Source organism: Colwellia sp. 20A7, assembly GCF_009832865.1.
In the GTDB taxonomy this organism is placed as follows: Bacteria; Pseudomonadota; Gammaproteobacteria; order Enterobacterales; family Alteromonadaceae; genus Colwellia.
Map to the genome: position 1 here is coordinate 3,554,468 of NZ_CP047130.1, position 17,828 is coordinate 3,572,295.

A 17,828-nucleotide genomic window follows, 5' to 3' on the forward strand; every position below is an offset into this window, starting at 1 on the left:
ACATCAAAAATCTTACGTTTTCTTGTGCTTTCCTTCCTTTTACTTTTTTATTTTGCTTTAAACATCATACAATAAAAAATAATACTAATGTTACTTTTGTTGTTAAATTACGTCAAAAATATAAATAACATCTGAAGGTTTGGTAAGGCGTATCATTGAGGATACGCCTTGATATGTTTTACATAACTCTCTATTGATTGCTCTATGTAAATTATTATCTACTGATTACTCTTCAACTTCATTCGCTTCGGCTATCCGTTGTATACGATCTTGCTCTTCAAGAAATGCCGCTTTTATTTCTTCGATTACGTTATCCACATCAGCAGACACTTCACTTTCTTGAAATAGCCCGGTCAGCTGGGTCTCGAATGTTAATTCACCGCTTTCATATAAAGCCCACATTTCTTGTGCATACTTACTTAATAATAACTCTGGAGCAAATTGACCATAATAATTAGTCATGTTTTCTACATCACGTATTAACATGGCTTTAGCATTATTATTTGCCGACGCATCTACCGCTTGTGGTAAGTCAATAATAACAGGGCCATACTCATCTACTAATACATTAAATTCTGATAAGTCACCGTGAACAATACCAGCACATAACATACGTAATACATAAATCATGACTAATTGATGATCTTCAATAGCCTGTTCTTTTGACATAACTACATCATTTAATCGAGGTGCTACATCACCAGCTTCATCAGTAACAAGCTCCATCAACAAAACGCCATCAAAACAACCAAAAGGATGTGGTACTCTAACGCCAGCTTCAGCTAATTTATAAAGTGCCTCAACCTCAGCATTTTGCCATGATTCTTCTTGTTGATTACGACCATACTTAGAGCCTTTTTCCATGGCTCTAGAACGACGACTGTTACGACTTTTTCTGCCTTCTTGATATTGAGCAGCCTTTTTAAAACTACGCTTATTTGCTTCTTTATAAACCTTAGCACAGCGGACTTCGTCGCCACAGCGAACCATGAAAACAGTCGCTTCTTTACCACTCATCAATTGGCTAATAACTTCGTCTACTAAGCCATCATCAACAAGTGGCTGAATACGCTTGGGAGTTTTCAAAACCTTAAGCAACCTTTTGAGTATTTGATTGGTTAGCAAGGTACTCATCTAAAGAACCTTCAAAACTAACTAATTTTTTATCTTTAATATCGATAATACGTGTTGCCAAACTTGACACAAATTCACGGTCATGACTAACAAAGATTAACGTGCCTTCAAAGTCTTTTAATGCATTATTTAATGCATCAATCGCTTCAATGTCCATATGGTTGGTAGGCTCATCCATGATTAATACATTAATATCAGCCATCATCAATCGACCAAATAATAAACGGTTCTTTTCACCACCTGAACAGTTACGTGCTTTTTTATTTGCATCATCATCAGTAAATAACATACGACCTAACATACCACGTACACTTAAATCGTTATGACAAGGTCTACGCCATTGCGACATCCAATCCATTAATGTTAAATCATTATCAAAAAATGAACCACTGTCTTGCGGACAATAACCTACAGCAGCATTTTCAGACCATTTAACAACGCCTTCTTTTTGTACTAATTCACCCATTAAACAACGTAATAACGTAGTTTTGCCTACGCCATTTTCACCAATAATAGCTAATTTTGCACCGGCTTCTAATAATAAGTTACCTTTGTTAAATAAATTATCACCCTCAAAACCGTGAGCTAGATCTTCAAGCTCTAACGCTTGGCGGTGCATTTTTTTACCTGGAGCAAAGGCTATTTTTGGAGTGATACGACTTGATGACTTAACATCATCTAGCTTTATTTTATCCATTTTTTTAGCACGAGAACTCGCTTGCTTCGCTTTTGACGCATTAGCACCAAAACGGTTAACAAAATCTTGTAACTCAGCAATTTCAGCCGCTTTTTTATCATTACCTGATAATAGTTGTTCACGTAATAAACTAGACTGCTCTAGAAAGAACTCGTAATTACCAGGGTAAATGCGTAATTCACCATAATCAATATCTGCCATGTGCGTACATACTGAATTAAGAAAATGACGATCATGTGAAATAATAATCATAGTACACTTACGTTTATTTAATTCGCCTTCTAACCAGGTGATGGTATGAATATCCAAGTTGTTAGTTGGCTCATCAAGTAACAAAATATCAGGATTTGCAAACAACGCTTGGGCAAGTAGTACACGTAATTTCCAACCAGGCGCAACTTGTGCCATCGAACCGAAATGGAAAGACTCTTCAATACCTGCTTCTAGTAAGATTTCACCAGCGCGACTTTCGGCTGTGTAACCGTCCATCTCAGCAAATTCACTTTCTAATTCGCCGGCACGCATACCGTCTGCTTCGCTCATTTCAGCTTGTGCGTAGATAGCATCTCTTTCTTGTTTCACTTTCCATAATGGCGCATCACCCATGATTACAGTATCAATCACGTTGTTTTCTTCAAAAGCAAACTGATCTTGTCCCAAAGTACTTACTTTGTGGCCAGTGCTAACAGACACATTACCTGAGCTTGGCGTTAACTCACCACTTAATATTTTCATAAAAGTAGATTTTCCGCAGCCATTTGCGCCAATTAAACCGTAACGGTGTCCGTTGCCAAATTTAGCCGATATGTTTTCAAATAAAGGCTCTGCGCCAAATTGCATTGTAATGTTAGATGTAGTGATCAAAAGAAGTTCCTAGGTAGTGCCAACAGAGATTTAGTGCCGATTAAAATAACAAGCAGAGTCCAAATAATAAGGTCGCGTATTATACAGGAATATCTATCCAGTCTATACCCTATATTGAATTTAATTGGTTGTTTTTTCACCTTCACCGTCAGAAATAACTTTATTCTGATTTTTATTGCTTAATCAAAGGCGAATATACTATTGAGCAAGCACGTTATTAATCGTCGTTAAGGTAGCGTGATAGTCTTCATAATTAATAGGAATCTGATAATGAGCACCGTCACATTCTAATACAAGCGAAGGAAAACCTTGATTTGTTAACGCTCTCGCAAGTTGAATTTGATGAGTTAATACTTGTTGGGTTTCTTCTGATTTAAAGTCACGAGTAAAGCGAGGTAAATCAAATGCTAGTACTGGCGGTTTATCTCCCTCACTGGCTGTTTTTTTAGTTATTTCCTGGGTTGATATACCTCTTGCTAACTCAATTAAAATCTCACTATCTGAAGGATTTAAAGCACGTAAATAATACCCTTTTTGGATCGCTTCAATCATTTGCAATTGATAGCCTTGATTATTCGCTGCAATAACCGCTCTGCAAGCATTGTAAGTAGATCGGCGTGGCGTATTATTACGCCAAAAATCAAAATTGAACTCTGTCCCCAATTTTTTTTCAATGGTATGCCAGTGCGCCTCAATCATTTTTTGCTGATCTAGTGGCATGGGCGTATCAGAGTCTGGCGCTAAGCCACCAACAACATACTCCACTTGAATTGATTCAGGTAAATTAAGCTTCAAGGTATTCCATACTGGACGATATCCCCAACACCAGCTACACATTGGATCGTGAATATAATATAAGATTGTCTTTATTGTTGTGCTCATAGCGACTTCATACCAAATTGATTGAGTGATTATTCACAAATAGAAAAAACCGTATCACTACGGTTTTTTATCAAACTTACAATACATAATTAACCGAATAACTTGTTTAGTTTATCTTTAACTTTGTCTTTTACCTTATCTTTTACTTTATCTTTTACCTCTGAACTTATATCAGGTCTTACTTTTACATCATGAAATGGACCAGAAATCTTAATCGGAATTTTAACGCCTGAACTTGCATCTTGCGCGGCTTGTCCCTGAACCGACGCGACCATTTCAGTGACTACCTGCATATTCATTTTTGTTTGAGGTAAATCGATATCGCCCGAACCTAATACACGAATAAAAGGGTTATCTAAAGATAAATCCTTAGTATTCGCTACCCCATTACTTAATATAAATGTACCTTGCAAAGCAGCAAAATCTGTTTTTTCTGCATTACTAAAATCACTATCTAAACTAACTGCGGCCAAATTACCTGACATAATATTAGTCGCACTTTTAGCAATTGCGGCTAAGTTAACACCTTTAACGGCACCATCAATAAAACTAAAATCAAGCTCACCATTAAGCTGGCTAATAAAGTCTCGTTGACTAATACCTTTAGTAGATAAATTCCAAGATAATTGTCCTTTACCTAATAATTTATCAAAACCCACGGCATCAGTAAGTAATGGCTCTGCATTTATTTTTGCTAACTCAAACTTAGTCGTTATTTGATATGGTTTTTTATTCGTTGAAACTTCGATAACACCTGAACCTTGGCCTTCATATCCCTGAAAATCTACTAGGTTAATCGTCGCTTTACCGTTATGTGTTTTAATTGCTAATTTGTTCTCACCTAACTTAATATCTTGTACAAAAAGTTGACGTGATTGAATCTTTATATCGGCATTAATTAAACTTAAGGCAGATAGGTCTAACTCACTATCATCCCATACTAAGGGTTCACTCTTAGTTTCGGCCTTATCATTATTAGACGCTGCTTGTTCAGCTATCGCACTTTCAGGCAAGTATGGATTAAGATCTAATATGCCTAAATCAATATTACCGTTAACCATTAATGGCTCAGATAATGTTATATCAGCCAAACCAGTAAAGGCTAATTTATCAAGATCTACCGCGATATCATTTAGCGTGAGCTTATTATTAGCAAAATGCATACTTGTTGCTAAAGAAAATTGATTAAATGCCTCTTCTTTAGCTTCCAATGGCATACCTTGCCACTGTAGTAATGCCTTAACTGAATCACCTGAAATTGATAACTTTCCACTAATGTCCTGACCTTGCTCTTTAATTTCACCTTCATAGTTAACATTAGCAAGCTCAGATAGTAACGCGAGCTTTATAGTAAACGGTTGGTTATTAATAGCTTCTGCGGGTGTGGTAACACTTGATTCCAGTTCAAACACTTTATCCATATAACGGATACTACCTGAGACATGAAGGGGTTGCTTTAATGATGGTAGTAAAACGGCAAGATCTAATTGGTCAATAATCTGCGTTGTTTTATTTTGATGATCTAGCATAGTCAGCTTACCGCCTTGAATTTCGACTTGCCCAAGACTAATATCGAAATTTTCAGGCAAAGTAACGGCTGTTGCTTTATCTTTGCTTGTGCTTTGCTCACTTGTACCACTATCGGCAATATCAAACTGCCAATTAGCTTTTCCTTTAGCCGACGTTTCTAACAAAATATTGGGGTTAACGATGACAAATTTATCGACATTTAACTCCCCTGAGAATATTGATAGCCAGGGTATATGAATATTCAGCTGATCAAGCGTCGCCATATCAGGTCTTGAACCATCTGAAGCATTAGCAAAGCGCACATTATTAAGAACCAGAGATAATGACGGGAAAAAGCTTAATTCTTTATCTCCATCTACCGATAAAGAACGACCCGTTGATTCTTCTACTTTTATACTAACTTGCTTAACAATATCTTCTGTCGATATTAACTGTGTAGCGGCTACAATCAATAAAGCCATGATAACTACTATTACTGCTATTATTTTTATGAATATTCGCATAATTTATTTAATTCTCGCTGAGTTGGGAATAACTTTAATCAAATTGGTATTACTATAGTAAAACTGCGTACTGAAGTCAGCGATTAAAATGAAATAATGTATTTCTACCAACTTAAGCATTCGTGATTAAATGATTATCTCTCTTTATCTAGTAAGTTTCTTATCAATGTATAGTGAGGAATGATTACCAATGAATAGGATCAACTTGATAATACTGCTTTAATTGTTGGTATAATTTTGGATGCTCAGCAGAAAACTGTTGTGCTTTTTCGAAGAAGACCTCACTGGCAACAGCAAAAAATTCAGCTGGGTTTGTAGCACCATAATAATCAAAAATTGACGGCGTTCCAGTCGCCACATTATTTTTCAATTGTTCAAATTGTGCAGAAAAAACATCAGACCAACACTGGTAATTCTGACCTTTTTCTAAAATAGGCGCACCATTAGCATGGCCGTTTTCCTGATCTAATTGATGAGCAAATTCATGAATAACAACGTTATGACCATCATCAGGTATTTTTGCACCATCAATGGTATCTTGCCAAGATAAAACCACTTTACCATAGTCCCATGACTCACCCGCTAAAACCGTTTTTTGCGTAAATTGTACGCCACTGACATCCTTGCTTTGTTGATTTTTAACAAAAGCACGAGGGTAGACAAGTATCGTTTGTAATTTAGGATAAAAATCAGTTTTTCTATTAAGTAACAATAAACAAGCTTGAGCTGCAACCGTTACCCTGATCTCATCTGTTATATCAACACCGTTACAGCCAATAAAGTTTTTCTCAGCCAAAAAGACCTGAATGTGCTGTTTAAGCTGTAACTGCAAGTCAGCTGGCATTTGCCTAAAGTAAGGCATTCTTTGTTGGATTATTTTTCGCCACTCTTTTTTAAATGGCATGCTTGCTATTTTATTACGTTGATAATCACGCCAATAAGGCTTACCTACTGAGTAACCTATAAGTAAGACACCAATAAGAATTGGTAATAAATAAGACAACATAATGAAATACAATGAATGGTTTTACTATGAGATTGGTACAAAAGAGCTAAATATCAAGCAGTCCAGCAATAAATTAGGTTTAATAATAAAATTTACAAATAACAGTTAGGAGTAAATAAAAGAAAAACAGGACTAATTCAAAAGCACTTGTTGTTATAGAATCGATTCTTTATAGTAGCTCACTTGTATGAATTAAAAGGAATAGATTATGTTTACAACGTTAGGAAAATCATTACTAAAAGCGACTTTTACATTAGTATTAATACAACAAAGCGCCCTTGCAAATATAGCGGAAGCACCGCTTGTTTCAATCAAGTCTCATGATGACTATTTCACTAATATTAGCCAATATTGTGGACAAGCGTTTGAAGGAAAAGTTACTGAAGATAACTCAAACAGTGATAGTTTTGCCAATAAAAAGCTTGTTATGCATGTACGCAAGTGTACTGATTCTGAGCTTCAAATACCGTTTCATGTTGGTGACGACGCATCAAGAACATGGATTATCACGAAAACAGGTTCGGGTTTATCGTTAAAGCATGATCATCGCCACAAAGATGGAACCAACGATGCTTCAACTATGTATGGCGGTCATACAGTAGATGCTGGTTGGTCTGAAGTACAATCCTTCCCTGCCGATCAATACTCTAAAGAGCTTTTTGTAAAGCAAGGTATTCCTCAATCGGTAGGTAACACATGGCAAATGTTTATTTATCCAAAGCAATTTACTTATAGATTAATTAGAGATGGTAGAGAGTTTAGAGTCGACTTTGATTTATCTAAGCCTATCACTCCACCTGCTGTACCTTGGGGTTATAAAGATTAATAATAGCGATAAAAAAAGGGCTAAAATAAGATTATTTTAGCCCTTTTCACTACTATCAATGTTTATAGCAAGCTAATACCAATCTCACTAGCTATGTGATCATTTTTACTTGCTAAAATCATCAACTACATCGTTATTTATTTAATAATTAGAACAACTAGTTATTGCAATAAATGCCTTGTATTTGGCAATTTTTTCTACGTATAAAATTGTTCACTTAATTAATGAAACTGGTATAAAAACAATTGATAACGTGTTTTATTAATTAGCGGAGAGTTAGTTAAGCAAGTCTGTAATGAATGCCTGATAAGCATTCGGCTCAACAATAGCACCATGATGCTGGATAACAAAAGCAGCCGACTTAGAAGCAAGCTCTATCGCTTCACTAAGACTAGAGCCATTAGCTCTTGCTCCAAGATAAACACCATTAAATGAGTCACCGGCAGAAGTAGTATCAACAACATTATCTACTGGCGTGATAAAGAACTCATACGCAAGCTCTCCCAAATAACAAATAATACCTAGCTCGCCGTTTTTAATGATTAATTCATCAAATTGATATGGCTTACAAAACTCATAAACTTCTTGAGAGGTTGTTATTCCATATAATTGTTCAAAGTCATCAACACCAGGAAGTAAAACATCCGCAGCACTAAAAGCTAGTTCAAATTGCTCTTTCGCTTTAGCAGGGGTATCCCACATTCTAGCTCGATAATTTGGATCAAAAACAATCTTAACACCGGCAGTTTTCAACTTTTCTATCATAGACCAAAAAGCAGCACGAGCTTCAGGCTCAATAACAGCTAAAGAAATACCTGAAAAGAAAAACATATCACCTTCAGATAACACATTTATTGCTTCATCATCGATATGTTGCATAACTTGACGAGCGGCTGAATCGTTGCGCCAATAGGTAAAGCTTCGCTCACCTTTATCGTCAAGTTGAATTGAATATAAGCCTGGTATTTTGCTTTCTGATTGAAAAACTAAATCAGTACCAATTTGCTCATCTTCAAAGTATTGAACCATTTTTTGGCTAAAATTATCTTTTCCTACTGCCGTTACCAAGTTTACTTTTATATCACTAAAAGTACGCTTTAAATAAACTGCTGTATTAAAAACATCACCGGCAAATGACTGTTTAATGGTACTTGATGACTTTTCTTGTGAAGCTGTCATCAGCTCAATCATACATTCGCCGAATAAAAAAATGTTTTTCATCTATAAAGCCTTATTCTTATTTAAACTAAATTTATACTGATTCATTTATTTGAATCAGTATAAATTACTTACTTAATTACTTAATGCTTTTAAGTGGTTCAATTTTTGGAATCAAAATCCAAACAGCTGCCATCGCGATAACCGCTAATGATGCACCAATAATAAATGCTGGTGTGTAATTTCCATCAGCCGTTAAGATAGGTACAAGCGCTGTTAAACCTAAAGCACCTAACTTGGCAGCCATACCGGCGAAACCAGAAAGTGTACCAACGGCCTTTTTACCAAATAAATCACTAGGAAGTGTTTGTACATTACCAATAGCGGTTTGGAAACCAAATAAAATCACAGCCATAATAATAACAGCCATCGTTGGTCCACCAGGGTTAGCCATTGCTAACAACGCTGGTAACATAATTAAACAACCTAAAGTAATTGTCAATTTACGTGTTTTATCTGTAGTCCAGCCAGCCTTTATGCGATTTTGCGCAAGAAGACCACCAAACCAAGCACCAAACATAGCACCAACGTACGGCACCCAACCATAGATACCAATAGATTTAACATCCATACCATAAACTTCGTTCAGGTAAATAGGAATCCAGAAAACGAATAACCACCAAATAGGATCTATTGCTGCAGAAGCAATGATCACGCCCCAGCTTTGCTTGCGAGAAAGTAGTTCACCTGTAGATGGGTTGTATTCTTCTTCATCACACACACCTTCAGAGTCAACAGTTTTCTGACCTGTTAAAATATACTCACGTTCTTCGTCAGTAATCCAAGGATGACTTTTTGGTGGCGCTTTCACTAAAATTATCCAAGGAATAAGCCATAATAAACCAACTAAACCTATAACAACAAAAACCATCTGCCAACTAAAAAACACGGTCAAATAAGCAATTAAAGGAATGGCAATAATACCACCGATAGCGGCACCTGAATTAAAAATCCCCTGTGCTAAGGCTCGTTCTTTAGTAGGAAACCAATCAGCATTACTTTTAGCTGCTCCTGGCCAGTTCCCAGCTTCAGCTACACCTAATATTGCACGGAAGATACTAAAACTAAGTACCCCTTGTGCCATAGCATGAGCTGCTGTTGCCAAAGACCAAATACCGATAGACAATACAAAGCCTAATCTTGTTCCTACCCAGTCAAATATCTTACCAAATATCGCTTGACCAAAAGCATAAGATAAAATGAAAACAATCGAAATATTTGCATAAATTTGTTTACGCTCTAATGCCGATTTATCAGGAAATAAATCCTCAACAATATCTGGCCATAACACACTAAGTGCAGAACGATCTATATAATTAATAACTGTGGCAAGGGCAATTAAAGTAATTACCCACCAACGTAGGTTTTTTAATTTCATACCTATTTCCCTACTGGCTTGCTGTTGGCTTTTTCAATATCTAGGTTATCAAATGTGCCTTCAGGTAAGAAATCTTCACGTGGCGGACTAAATGTATCAATTAGAATGCCACCTGTAGGAGATGTTGCGCCGTGATCATCGTAAGGTGCCATAAAACAACTATCACCCGCTTTTAATATTTTAGTTACACCATTAATATTAAAGTGAAACTCACCTTCAACTATATAAGTAACTTGTGAGTGTCTATGAGCATGATTGTAACCAATAGCACCTTCGGCGAACCAAATTTTAACTGCCATTAATTCATGGTTATAACCTAACATTTGACGCTTCAATCCGCCGCCAATGTCTTCAATCTCTGCTTCATTACCAAATGTAAAAACTTCACCTTTACTCATATTATTCCCCTAGTATTTAATTTTTAATAATTCACAACGGCTATTAAACTCATCTCTCTTGCCATTAAATGAAAATGTATTTTTATGATCATTTTTTACTGTTTTAGCTGAATTGAACGCTACTAATAGGTAATGTTGATTACCAGATAAACTAATTTCAACATCAGCAGTCGTTATCACTAAATTAGGCTAGCTTTTGCAATAGCTAACGGATTAAAGCTAACACTCGTTCACACAACGAGTGTAGCAATCCAACTCTTCGACACAGACATTACTGGTCTTATATTTAATAATTTAGAAAATAGTGACACAAATCTCTATTATTATAATTGCTTGTTATCTACTAACACTGCGGTGTGTGGACCTTTAGCGTGTAACTCTTCTACACTAGGTGAAGTAGTATTGTTGAACGTATTCGTTTTAATTAACGTTTTAGGTTCACCCACAGTATGTTCGATAATAATAGGCGCCGAATTCTCAAAAGTATTAGTTTCAATATTTACAACTTGTACGCCATGTAAGTAAAGGCTTGCAGCTGATTTATTACGCTTGCCTTTACCACTATTTTCTATTTTGTTATTTGTCATTTCTAGGTGAGGACCAAATGTACTTTCATCCGTACCACCGCGGTATAAGTTAACTAAAGCACCATCTACATTTTTAAATGTATTATTTTTTACAATGGCATATTCAGTGTTATAAATGCCTAGATCTTCAATTTCTTTATTTAGACGAAGAATGTCACCTGTAATATGAGTGAAATTATTGTCGGTTAACTCAATGTAGTTGGCAAAAGCACCTTTACCTGAATCAAAGAAATGGAATGAATGATTAGTATCAAGGGCACTAATATTACTATTGCGCACAACAAAACGGTAATTATCAACCATACCCCATTTTTGGGTACGAATTAACGTATTACCTGCTGCATCAGGGCTATTCATACCACTAATATTTAAACCATCTAGTGTTAAACTGCCACCGTTAGAAATTTGAAATAACGTTGAGCGTTGAAAAGTTACTTTTACTTTACCTTTATTTTTAGCTTTAATCGTTAACGTTTTATTCACGTCGATCATTTTTCTTACATCATACTGACCATCAGCTAATACAAGAACATCACCTTCATTAGCGACTAATACAGCATTAAACAAAGCATCGGCTTCATCTTTAACTTGAACTGTTTTACCTGAATCAAAAGCAACTACACCTTCAATTTTAGGATACCAACTAGGGCCCGTAGCTGATTTTAATGTAGGAGTAAGACTCTTTTTAGAACCTTTAGCTGCAAGTGTTTTGTTAACAGGATAAAGCAAGCCATTATCAGCACGTTTTAGGGTTATTTTTTCCTGCTTAACACCTAAAGCAATTTTTTCATCAACGAGGGTATTAGCAATATTGCCTTTAAAAGCAATGCCACTTACATCATCAAATAAAGTAAACGGCTGTTGACCATTTTCGTTAAAAATTAAATTATTCTGCATAGTCGAGTTAATTGGTACTGCTGTTCTTTCTGCATCACTACCAGCCGCCAATTGAATATGTCCAACATTAATAAAACTATTGTTTTCTACTAATGCATTATCCACTTGATGGTATCGATTGATCTTAGAGTTAGGAACACCGTTCATTACCGTAAAACCACTACCAAAACGATAACCAGTTAAGCCTTCAAGATAGTTATTTCTAACTATTTGGTTTTTATTAATCACACGAATACCACCCGTATGATCAACACCGTTACCAAAAAACACATTTTCTTCAATTAAGTTACCATCACCATGACGTAATGTTAATGTACCTCTTGACTCAAAAAACACATTATTACGAATCGTATTTTGAGCTGATTTTACTGAAATAATCTCTACTTCACCGTCACAACGATCAAAGTAGTTATTTTCAACAACCGTGTATGAATTTGATAATGAATAATGGCTAGTACCTATACGTAATGTTTCACCACCATTTGAACCAAAGATAGGGCGAGGACCAAAGTAATTATGGTCAATTCTATGATGATTTTCTTGGCTATCTTCACTATCAAGACGAACGGCAACAGTTACACCTTTATTTTGTTTTCCTTCAAGGTAACTATGATCAAAACGGTTATGTTTACCATATAAAGCTACCCAATAATCTGATTCACTTTTATCAGGATTATTATAACTATCAATAACCACTTCGCTTACACGTGAATGGTAAGCTAAGTTATCTTTAGTACTTCTAAAAGCAATAACTGAATTACTTGGCGTATAACCATCTTTAAACACAAGACCGGTTACTACTAAGTGCTTTCCAGCTAATCTCAAATTAGATTGCCCCGTAAGAAAAACCTTACCTTTAGTTTCTGCCTTTAGTGTGATCGGTTCTTCTTTAGTCCCCTCACCTTCAAACAAAATTTCAAAGTTATTCCATGTACCATTAGACAAAATAATTTCATCGCCTGGTGATAACTTATCAAGTGCACTTTTATATTCAACTTGCGATTTAACAGACCATGATTTCGCCATGACTTGTTGGCAAAACACAGTACTCAATATCACAAAAGTTGAAAAAATCACGGTTGGAAAATGTTTAGACTTGTTCATAACTACCTCAAAAACTAGAACTTAAAAATGTAGAATTCTCAATTACATAAGTAAAAAAGAATCCCACCTCTACTAGATATATTTATAGATTAAACTTAAAAACTTGCTTTTACGCTAACGAAGAATTTACGACCGGAATAAGAATAGTCAGAAACGGTTCCTGTTCCACGGGTCATCACTTGCGCTTCTTCCAACAAATTAAGTGCTTTTAACGATACTGATACATTGCTACTGATTTTATACTTAATAGCCGCATCTAAATAATCACTATCCTCTACCCAACGGTGACTTTTGTGTGGGAAAGGTAAATTATTTGGTTGGAAGTAACGTGAACGATATTTATACATTAAACGCATAGATAAGTTATCCCCTTCCCAATAGATAGAGCCTGAGGCGACATTTTTAGAAAAACCCATAATGTTTGCGTCTGGGCTAATACCATAGTTTGCTGGCTCTTCAGTTCTAAAGTCAGAAATGGCATGGTTCCAAGCACCTTTAATACCAATACCACTCAAGACACCTGGTAATTCAGAAAAATGTTTTTGGAAGGTTAATTCGAAGCCTTTAATTGTCGATTCATCATCTGATACTTGGTTCACGCTATAAGGAATAGATTGCGAATATTCTACTTCATTCGTTGTTCCGTCAGCGCTAACAGTCGTTACCGTTGGTACACGGTTTTCTATTACTAAATTAGTACCACCAGTAAAGTTTTTCCAATAACCCGCTAAAGTAACAGCCATATCAAGACTTGGATACCACTCTAATGATAAATCAAAGTTATTCGCGGTAAATGGTTTCATCATGTTACCTTGGGCAGTTGCGCTAACAACTTGCTCGTCATAACCGCCACATTGAGCACTTTCACTAGTATCAGCAGAATTACAATCAGTAACCGTTTGGCCTGCTGACATAGCATTCAAAGAAAAACGTGACATTGAGCGATACGCTGCAGTTCTTAGTAACCATTCATCATTTAAATGAAAAGTAAGATTTAAGCTTGGTAACCATTCGTCATATGAATCATCTAAAAATAGTTGAGCTGTTTCAAAAGAATAGCTCCACTGCTCAACACCATCTTCATTAAATGTTTGCGTTAGAATTGGTTTTTCACCCCAAGATTTAGAATCAGTATCTGTACGTACATAACGTACACCAACATTACCCGTTACTGGTAATCCTGCAAATTCAGTATCTAAATTCGCCATCATGTATACAGCAGCCGTTTTTTCTGTAACATCAACTAACTGACCATCAATTTGATTTGGGTTTTCACCGATATCATAAAAGCCAATATCAGGGTTGTTGCCTTCAGGCGTATTAAATCCTACTTGTCCTAAGTACGCACCGATTATGCATTGAGAATCAAATGTTGAGAAGTTACCTGCATCGGCAGCACCACCTTCAGAGCCAAAGAAGCCATCAAGGCTATGACCATTATCACCACAAGCTTGTGCTCTAGCTGTCGCTTCTGCATGTTCTTCTGGATATAAACTATCGAAATCGTTATTAGCACCATCTCTATCTACATGATCATCTGAGTTCCAGTTATCATCAAGCGGACGACGTTCTCCAGTATCTACTTCTAACGCATTAGCTATTTCTGAGTAATCGTATAAATGTTCACTTGAATAACGAACACCCATTTCAATAGATGAAACAACTTTATAATCATCAAAAGAATATTGAGTATCAAATTTTACAGCCCAAATATCATCTTCACGTTCGTCATTTTCACGGCCATACTCTAAATAAGCACCACCATCAGATCCAACAAAACTAGCCATATCACTGACGTCAAATGCTGCACCAGCATAATCGGTATTAGGTACTAACTCTCCACCTTCAGCTTTATAGAAGAAGTTAGCATTTTCAATTTGTTCACTGTCACCAAGATATAACTTAGGCACAGTGCCTCTTGAATCTAATGAATAAGCTGTTGTAGATTCATGACGGAATTTTGCACGTTGGCGTAAGCGGTAACGGTAAGATTTTGAATAAGAAGCGTCAAATGATAAAACTAAGTTATCATTTGGTGTGAAATCGATATTAAGACCGTAACCATCGTATTTATCCACTTGATTACGATTTTCACCTTGTAGCGTTAACTTACCTTCGCCTTCTTCATAAAGTAAAGTGCCGTTATCGCCAATAATTAAGGTATCAACATTTAAATTTTTGCCACGTTCCTGGGCTAACTCCATACGATCTTCAGTATACTCTAAATGCGAGTATGCATAATCGAAGTTAATATCCCATTTATCATTAGGAACCCACTGAAAAGTACCAACGATATTACGACGTTCATCTTTATCAGTACCTGTACGCCAATATGAATCATCTGGAATAAAAAAGATTGAATCTGGATCAAATTTAGCTAAATGATCCGCACCATTAACACCAAATCTTTCGGCATCAGCATTTGGACCTAAAGTAACCAAATCAGCAGAACGACCAGGACTCACCATAGAATCATTATCAGGCAAGTTATTGTTGCTGCTGTTTAAGTCACGATCACCACAACGCTCATTATCACCATTATTTGTAGTAAGTGGTGAACCGTCTGCTGCTCTAAAACTACAAGCGGCTAATGTTGAGCTCGTACCATAATTTTCTTCTGGGTTAGCAGAGCTACTTTCTACATAACCCAAACTGAATCCCATAGCACCAAAAGAATCAGTTTCAAAACTATGGACGGTTGAAATTGTAAACTTATTACCCCACGCTGACTGATTGTCACCCGCGGTATAATAGTCATTGTAATCAGCCTGTGCTTCTATAGTAGTTTTACTTTTACCGTAATCTACCGCACGAAGAGAGTTCACATCGATAGTGCCTGAGGTACCACCTTCAACTAAATTAGCTTGTTGAGATTTATAAATAGTAACTTTATCAACTAAATTAGATGGGAATTTTTTAAAATTAACGGCACGGCCAGCACCTGCATTAGTAATAGTACGACCATTAAACGTTGAGTAGCCCCAATAGGATCCTAAACCACGAATTGAAATTTCGTTTTGGCTACCTTTTAAACGGTGACCTGAAGCACCTGATACATTTTCAATTACATCAGATAAAGAAAGACCAGGTAAGTCACCAAAGTCAGCCGCTGCAATAGCATCTACAATCGCCGAGTTATGCTTCTTTTCACTAAGAGAGCGCGTCATAGTCCCGCGCATTCCGGTTACTTCTATCACTTCAATGTTAGAGGATGTTTTTTTGGCTTCAGCTGAATTGGTAGCTTTATTTTGTTCTATTGTTTGGGCTTCTTCGGAAAAAGCTGGTGCACTAAGTAAAGTCAAAAAAGCAGATGTAAGTAATGCGGCTTTTCCTCTATTATTTACTATGTTACTAGCTTTAAGAGCCGAGCTGATTTTATTTAATTCCACCTTTAATCTCCCCTTAATGGCTTATTTGTTTTATGTTTTATATTTTATAAGATTTTTGCTACTATTTTTTTCTAGATATATTAGTTTGCAATCAATTTAAATATAACCAATTAACACCCTTTATGTCAACCAGTTTACTTTACCAACTTAGCTTACCAATTTAATTCCAAACATTAAACCATGTAATACCAATACTATTAGCAACTTTATTAGTCTTTTATACCAAAAATAGTAAAAACTCGTAAATAATTACTGATTTGCTTTTGCCAAAAGCCATATAAATAGATATTATAATGGGACAGATAACTCTTATGAGTCATTATAATATTTGTTAAGGAATCATTATGAGCAATCGCAGGTTGTTTTGGCGTATTGTCGAAAACATTGAAAAATCTATAGACTCTGGCACTTATTCACCCGGAAGTCGGTTACCACCAGAACGTGAACTCGCTCAAACTTTTGACGTCAGTAGACCCACCATTAGAGAAGCAATAATTGCATTAGAAGTAAGAGGTCGCATTGAAGTTAAAACAGGATCAGGTGTCTATGTACTTGAGTCTGATAATATCGCAGGTGCTGCCGAAAAAGTGAATGCGTTTGAAGTAACTCAAGCACGCGCACTTATTGAAGGTGAAGTTGCAGCAATCGCTGCAATAACAATAACTGAAACTGAATTGAAACAGTTGCATAAAACCCTTGTCGATATGGAAAATGAGAAGAATATCGCCACAGCTGATGAAGAATTTCATAGTATTATAGCGAAAAGTACTCGTAATGCTGCCATGATTTTATCCGTGAAAAACTTGTGGGATTTGCGTTCTTCGACTCCAGCTATAATTGACGATTATAATAGTGTTTGTAGCCGCGATAATGAACAAACGTTAGCTGAGCACAAAGCTATTTATCATGCATTAGAAGCAGGCAATTCAACAGAAGCTCGTCAAGCAATGCATGGCCACTTCAATCGTCTTATTAACACGCTATTTGATGCAGCCGAAACTAAAGCACTAGAAGAAATAAAACGCAAGAATAGTGAACAACGCGGCCTTTATTCAATTCCTAACACCGCTGGCATATAAGTTAGCAGCCAACCAGTTCTGCCGGTAATTACCTATGCCGGCAACTCCTTTTTCCCTTTGAAGTTTTGCAAGTAATCTCAGAATATGTAACATAACGCTTGAGATCCTGAATCAAGTTCAGGATGACGAAAGAACCCGTCATTCCATAGGTCACCATTCCTGTCATTCCGTTGGTCACTTAATACGGAATCCCATGCGTGTGGTTGAATAGTACGTAGGATAGCGAATCCATGCACTACGAAGCATAACGCTTGGGATTCTGAATCAAGTTCAGAATGACGAAAAAGTACTGTCATTCCGTTGTTCACCCTGCCACCTCATTCCGTAGGTCACTTA

Annotated in this window: 13 protein-coding genes; 2 read left to right on the forward strand and 11 right to left on the reverse strand. The window is 36.3% G+C overall.

Annotated elements, in window-relative coordinates; translation table 11 throughout:
- Window positions 1-225: 225 nt before the first annotated feature.
- The 5 genes from GQS55_RS15310 to GQS55_RS15330 form a co-directional block, all read right to left on the reverse strand.
- Entirely contained in the window at window positions 226-1,086 is an 861-nt protein-coding gene (locus tag GQS55_RS15310; RefSeq protein ID WP_159821319.1) for a PA4780 family RIO1-like protein kinase, read from the reverse strand.
- Window positions 1,087-1,090: 4 nt separating this feature from the next.
- A complete protein-coding gene (locus GQS55_RS15315) occupies window positions 1,091-2,695 on the reverse strand; it encodes an ABC-F family ATPase (protein ID WP_159821320.1) in 1,605 nt (534 codons plus the stop codon).
- A gap of 198 nt (window positions 2,696-2,893) precedes the next feature.
- Window positions 2,894-3,577 (reverse strand): DsbA family protein, encoded by a 684-nt coding sequence (locus GQS55_RS15320; RefSeq protein ID WP_159821321.1) that lies wholly within the window; start codon window positions 3,575-3,577, stop codon window positions 2,894-2,896.
- An 89-nt stretch (window positions 3,578-3,666) separates the two neighbouring features.
- Window positions 3,667-5,610, reverse strand: coding sequence for an AsmA family protein (locus GQS55_RS15325; RefSeq protein WP_159821322.1), 1,944 nt, complete (start codon window positions 5,608-5,610; stop codon window positions 3,667-3,669).
- 184 nt (window positions 5,611-5,794) lie between these two features.
- On the reverse strand, window positions 5,795-6,616 hold the full coding sequence (locus tag GQS55_RS15330; RefSeq protein ID WP_159821323.1) for a zinc-dependent peptidase: 822 nt from the start codon (window positions 6,614-6,616) through the stop codon (window positions 5,795-5,797).
- A gap of 208 nt (window positions 6,617-6,824) precedes the next feature.
- On the opposite strand from GQS55_RS15330, the gene GQS55_RS15335 reads away from it, so the two are divergent.
- Entirely contained in the window at window positions 6,825-7,442 is a 618-nt protein-coding gene (locus GQS55_RS15335; protein ID WP_236559661.1) for a hypothetical protein, read from the forward strand.
- Window positions 7,443-7,718: 276 nt separating this feature from the next.
- Here GQS55_RS15335 and GQS55_RS15340 read toward each other — a convergent pair whose 3' ends face one another.
- The 5 genes from GQS55_RS15340 to GQS55_RS15360 form a co-directional block, all read right to left on the reverse strand.
- On the reverse strand, window positions 7,719-8,663 hold the full coding sequence (locus GQS55_RS15340; protein ID WP_159821324.1) for a sugar kinase: 945 nt from the start codon (window positions 8,661-8,663) through the stop codon (window positions 7,719-7,721).
- A 76-nt stretch (window positions 8,664-8,739) separates the two neighbouring features.
- Window positions 8,740-10,038: an MFS transporter gene (locus GQS55_RS15345; RefSeq protein ID WP_159821325.1), complete on the reverse strand. Its 1,299-nt coding sequence runs from the start codon at window positions 10,036-10,038 to the stop codon at window positions 8,740-8,742.
- 2 nt (window positions 10,039-10,040) lie between these two features.
- On the reverse strand, window positions 10,041-10,436 hold the full coding sequence (locus GQS55_RS15350; RefSeq protein ID WP_159821326.1) for a cupin domain-containing protein: 396 nt from the start codon (window positions 10,434-10,436) through the stop codon (window positions 10,041-10,043).
- A gap of 323 nt (window positions 10,437-10,759) precedes the next feature.
- Window positions 10,760-13,024, reverse strand: coding sequence for a chondroitinase-B domain-containing protein (locus GQS55_RS15355; protein ID WP_236559662.1), 2,265 nt, complete (start codon window positions 13,022-13,024; stop codon window positions 10,760-10,762).
- A 95-nt stretch (window positions 13,025-13,119) separates the two neighbouring features.
- Entirely contained in the window at window positions 13,120-16,413 is a 3,294-nt protein-coding gene (locus tag GQS55_RS15360; RefSeq protein ID WP_159821327.1) for a TonB-dependent receptor, read from the reverse strand.
- 344 nt (window positions 16,414-16,757) lie between these two features.
- Between GQS55_RS15360 and GQS55_RS15365 the strand changes: the two genes are divergently transcribed.
- Window positions 16,758-17,492, forward strand: coding sequence for a FadR/GntR family transcriptional regulator (locus GQS55_RS15365; protein ID WP_159821328.1), 735 nt, complete (start codon window positions 16,758-16,760; stop codon window positions 17,490-17,492).
- 77 nt (window positions 17,493-17,569) lie between these two features.
- Here the strand turns inward: GQS55_RS15365 and GQS55_RS15370 are convergent, their stop codons facing one another.
- Window positions 17,570-17,788, reverse strand: a complete 219-nt coding sequence (locus GQS55_RS15370; RefSeq protein ID WP_159821329.1) for a hypothetical protein — start codon at window positions 17,786-17,788, stop codon at window positions 17,570-17,572.
- Between the last annotated feature and the right edge of the window lie 40 nt (window positions 17,789-17,828).

Bases quoted from the DNA above. Each gene is read 5' to 3' on its own strand.
- GQS55_RS15320 (WP_159821321.1), bottom strand. From the start codon at position 3,577: ATGAGCACAACAATAAAGACAATCTTATATTATATTCACGATCCAATG.
- GQS55_RS15340 (WP_159821324.1), bottom strand. From the start codon at position 8,663: ATGAAAAACATTTTTTTATTCGGCGAATGTATGATTGAGCTGATGACA.
- GQS55_RS15325 (WP_159821322.1), bottom strand. From the start codon at position 5,610: ATGCGAATATTCATAAAAATAATAGCAGTAATAGTAGTTATCATGGCT.
- GQS55_RS15330 (WP_159821323.1), bottom strand. From the start codon at position 6,616: ATGTTGTCTTATTTATTACCAATTCTTATTGGTGTCTTACTTATAGGT.
- GQS55_RS15350 (WP_159821326.1), bottom strand. From the start codon at position 10,436: ATGAGTAAAGGTGAAGTTTTTACATTTGGTAATGAAGCAGAGATTGAA.
- GQS55_RS15365 (WP_159821328.1), top strand. From the start codon at position 16,758: ATGAGCAATCGCAGGTTGTTTTGGCGTATTGTCGAAAACATTGAAAAA.
- GQS55_RS15370 (WP_159821329.1), bottom strand. From the start codon at position 17,788: ATGACAGTACTTTTTCGTCATTCTGAACTTGATTCAGAATCCCAAGCG.
- GQS55_RS15355 (WP_236559662.1), bottom strand. From the start codon at position 13,024: ATGAACAAGTCTAAACATTTTCCAACCGTGATTTTTTCAACTTTTGTG.
- GQS55_RS15345 (WP_159821325.1), bottom strand. From the start codon at position 10,038: ATGAAATTAAAAAACCTACGTTGGTGGGTAATTACTTTAATTGCCCTT.
- GQS55_RS15335 (WP_236559661.1), top strand. From the start codon at position 6,825: ATGTTTACAACGTTAGGAAAATCATTACTAAAAGCGACTTTTACATTA.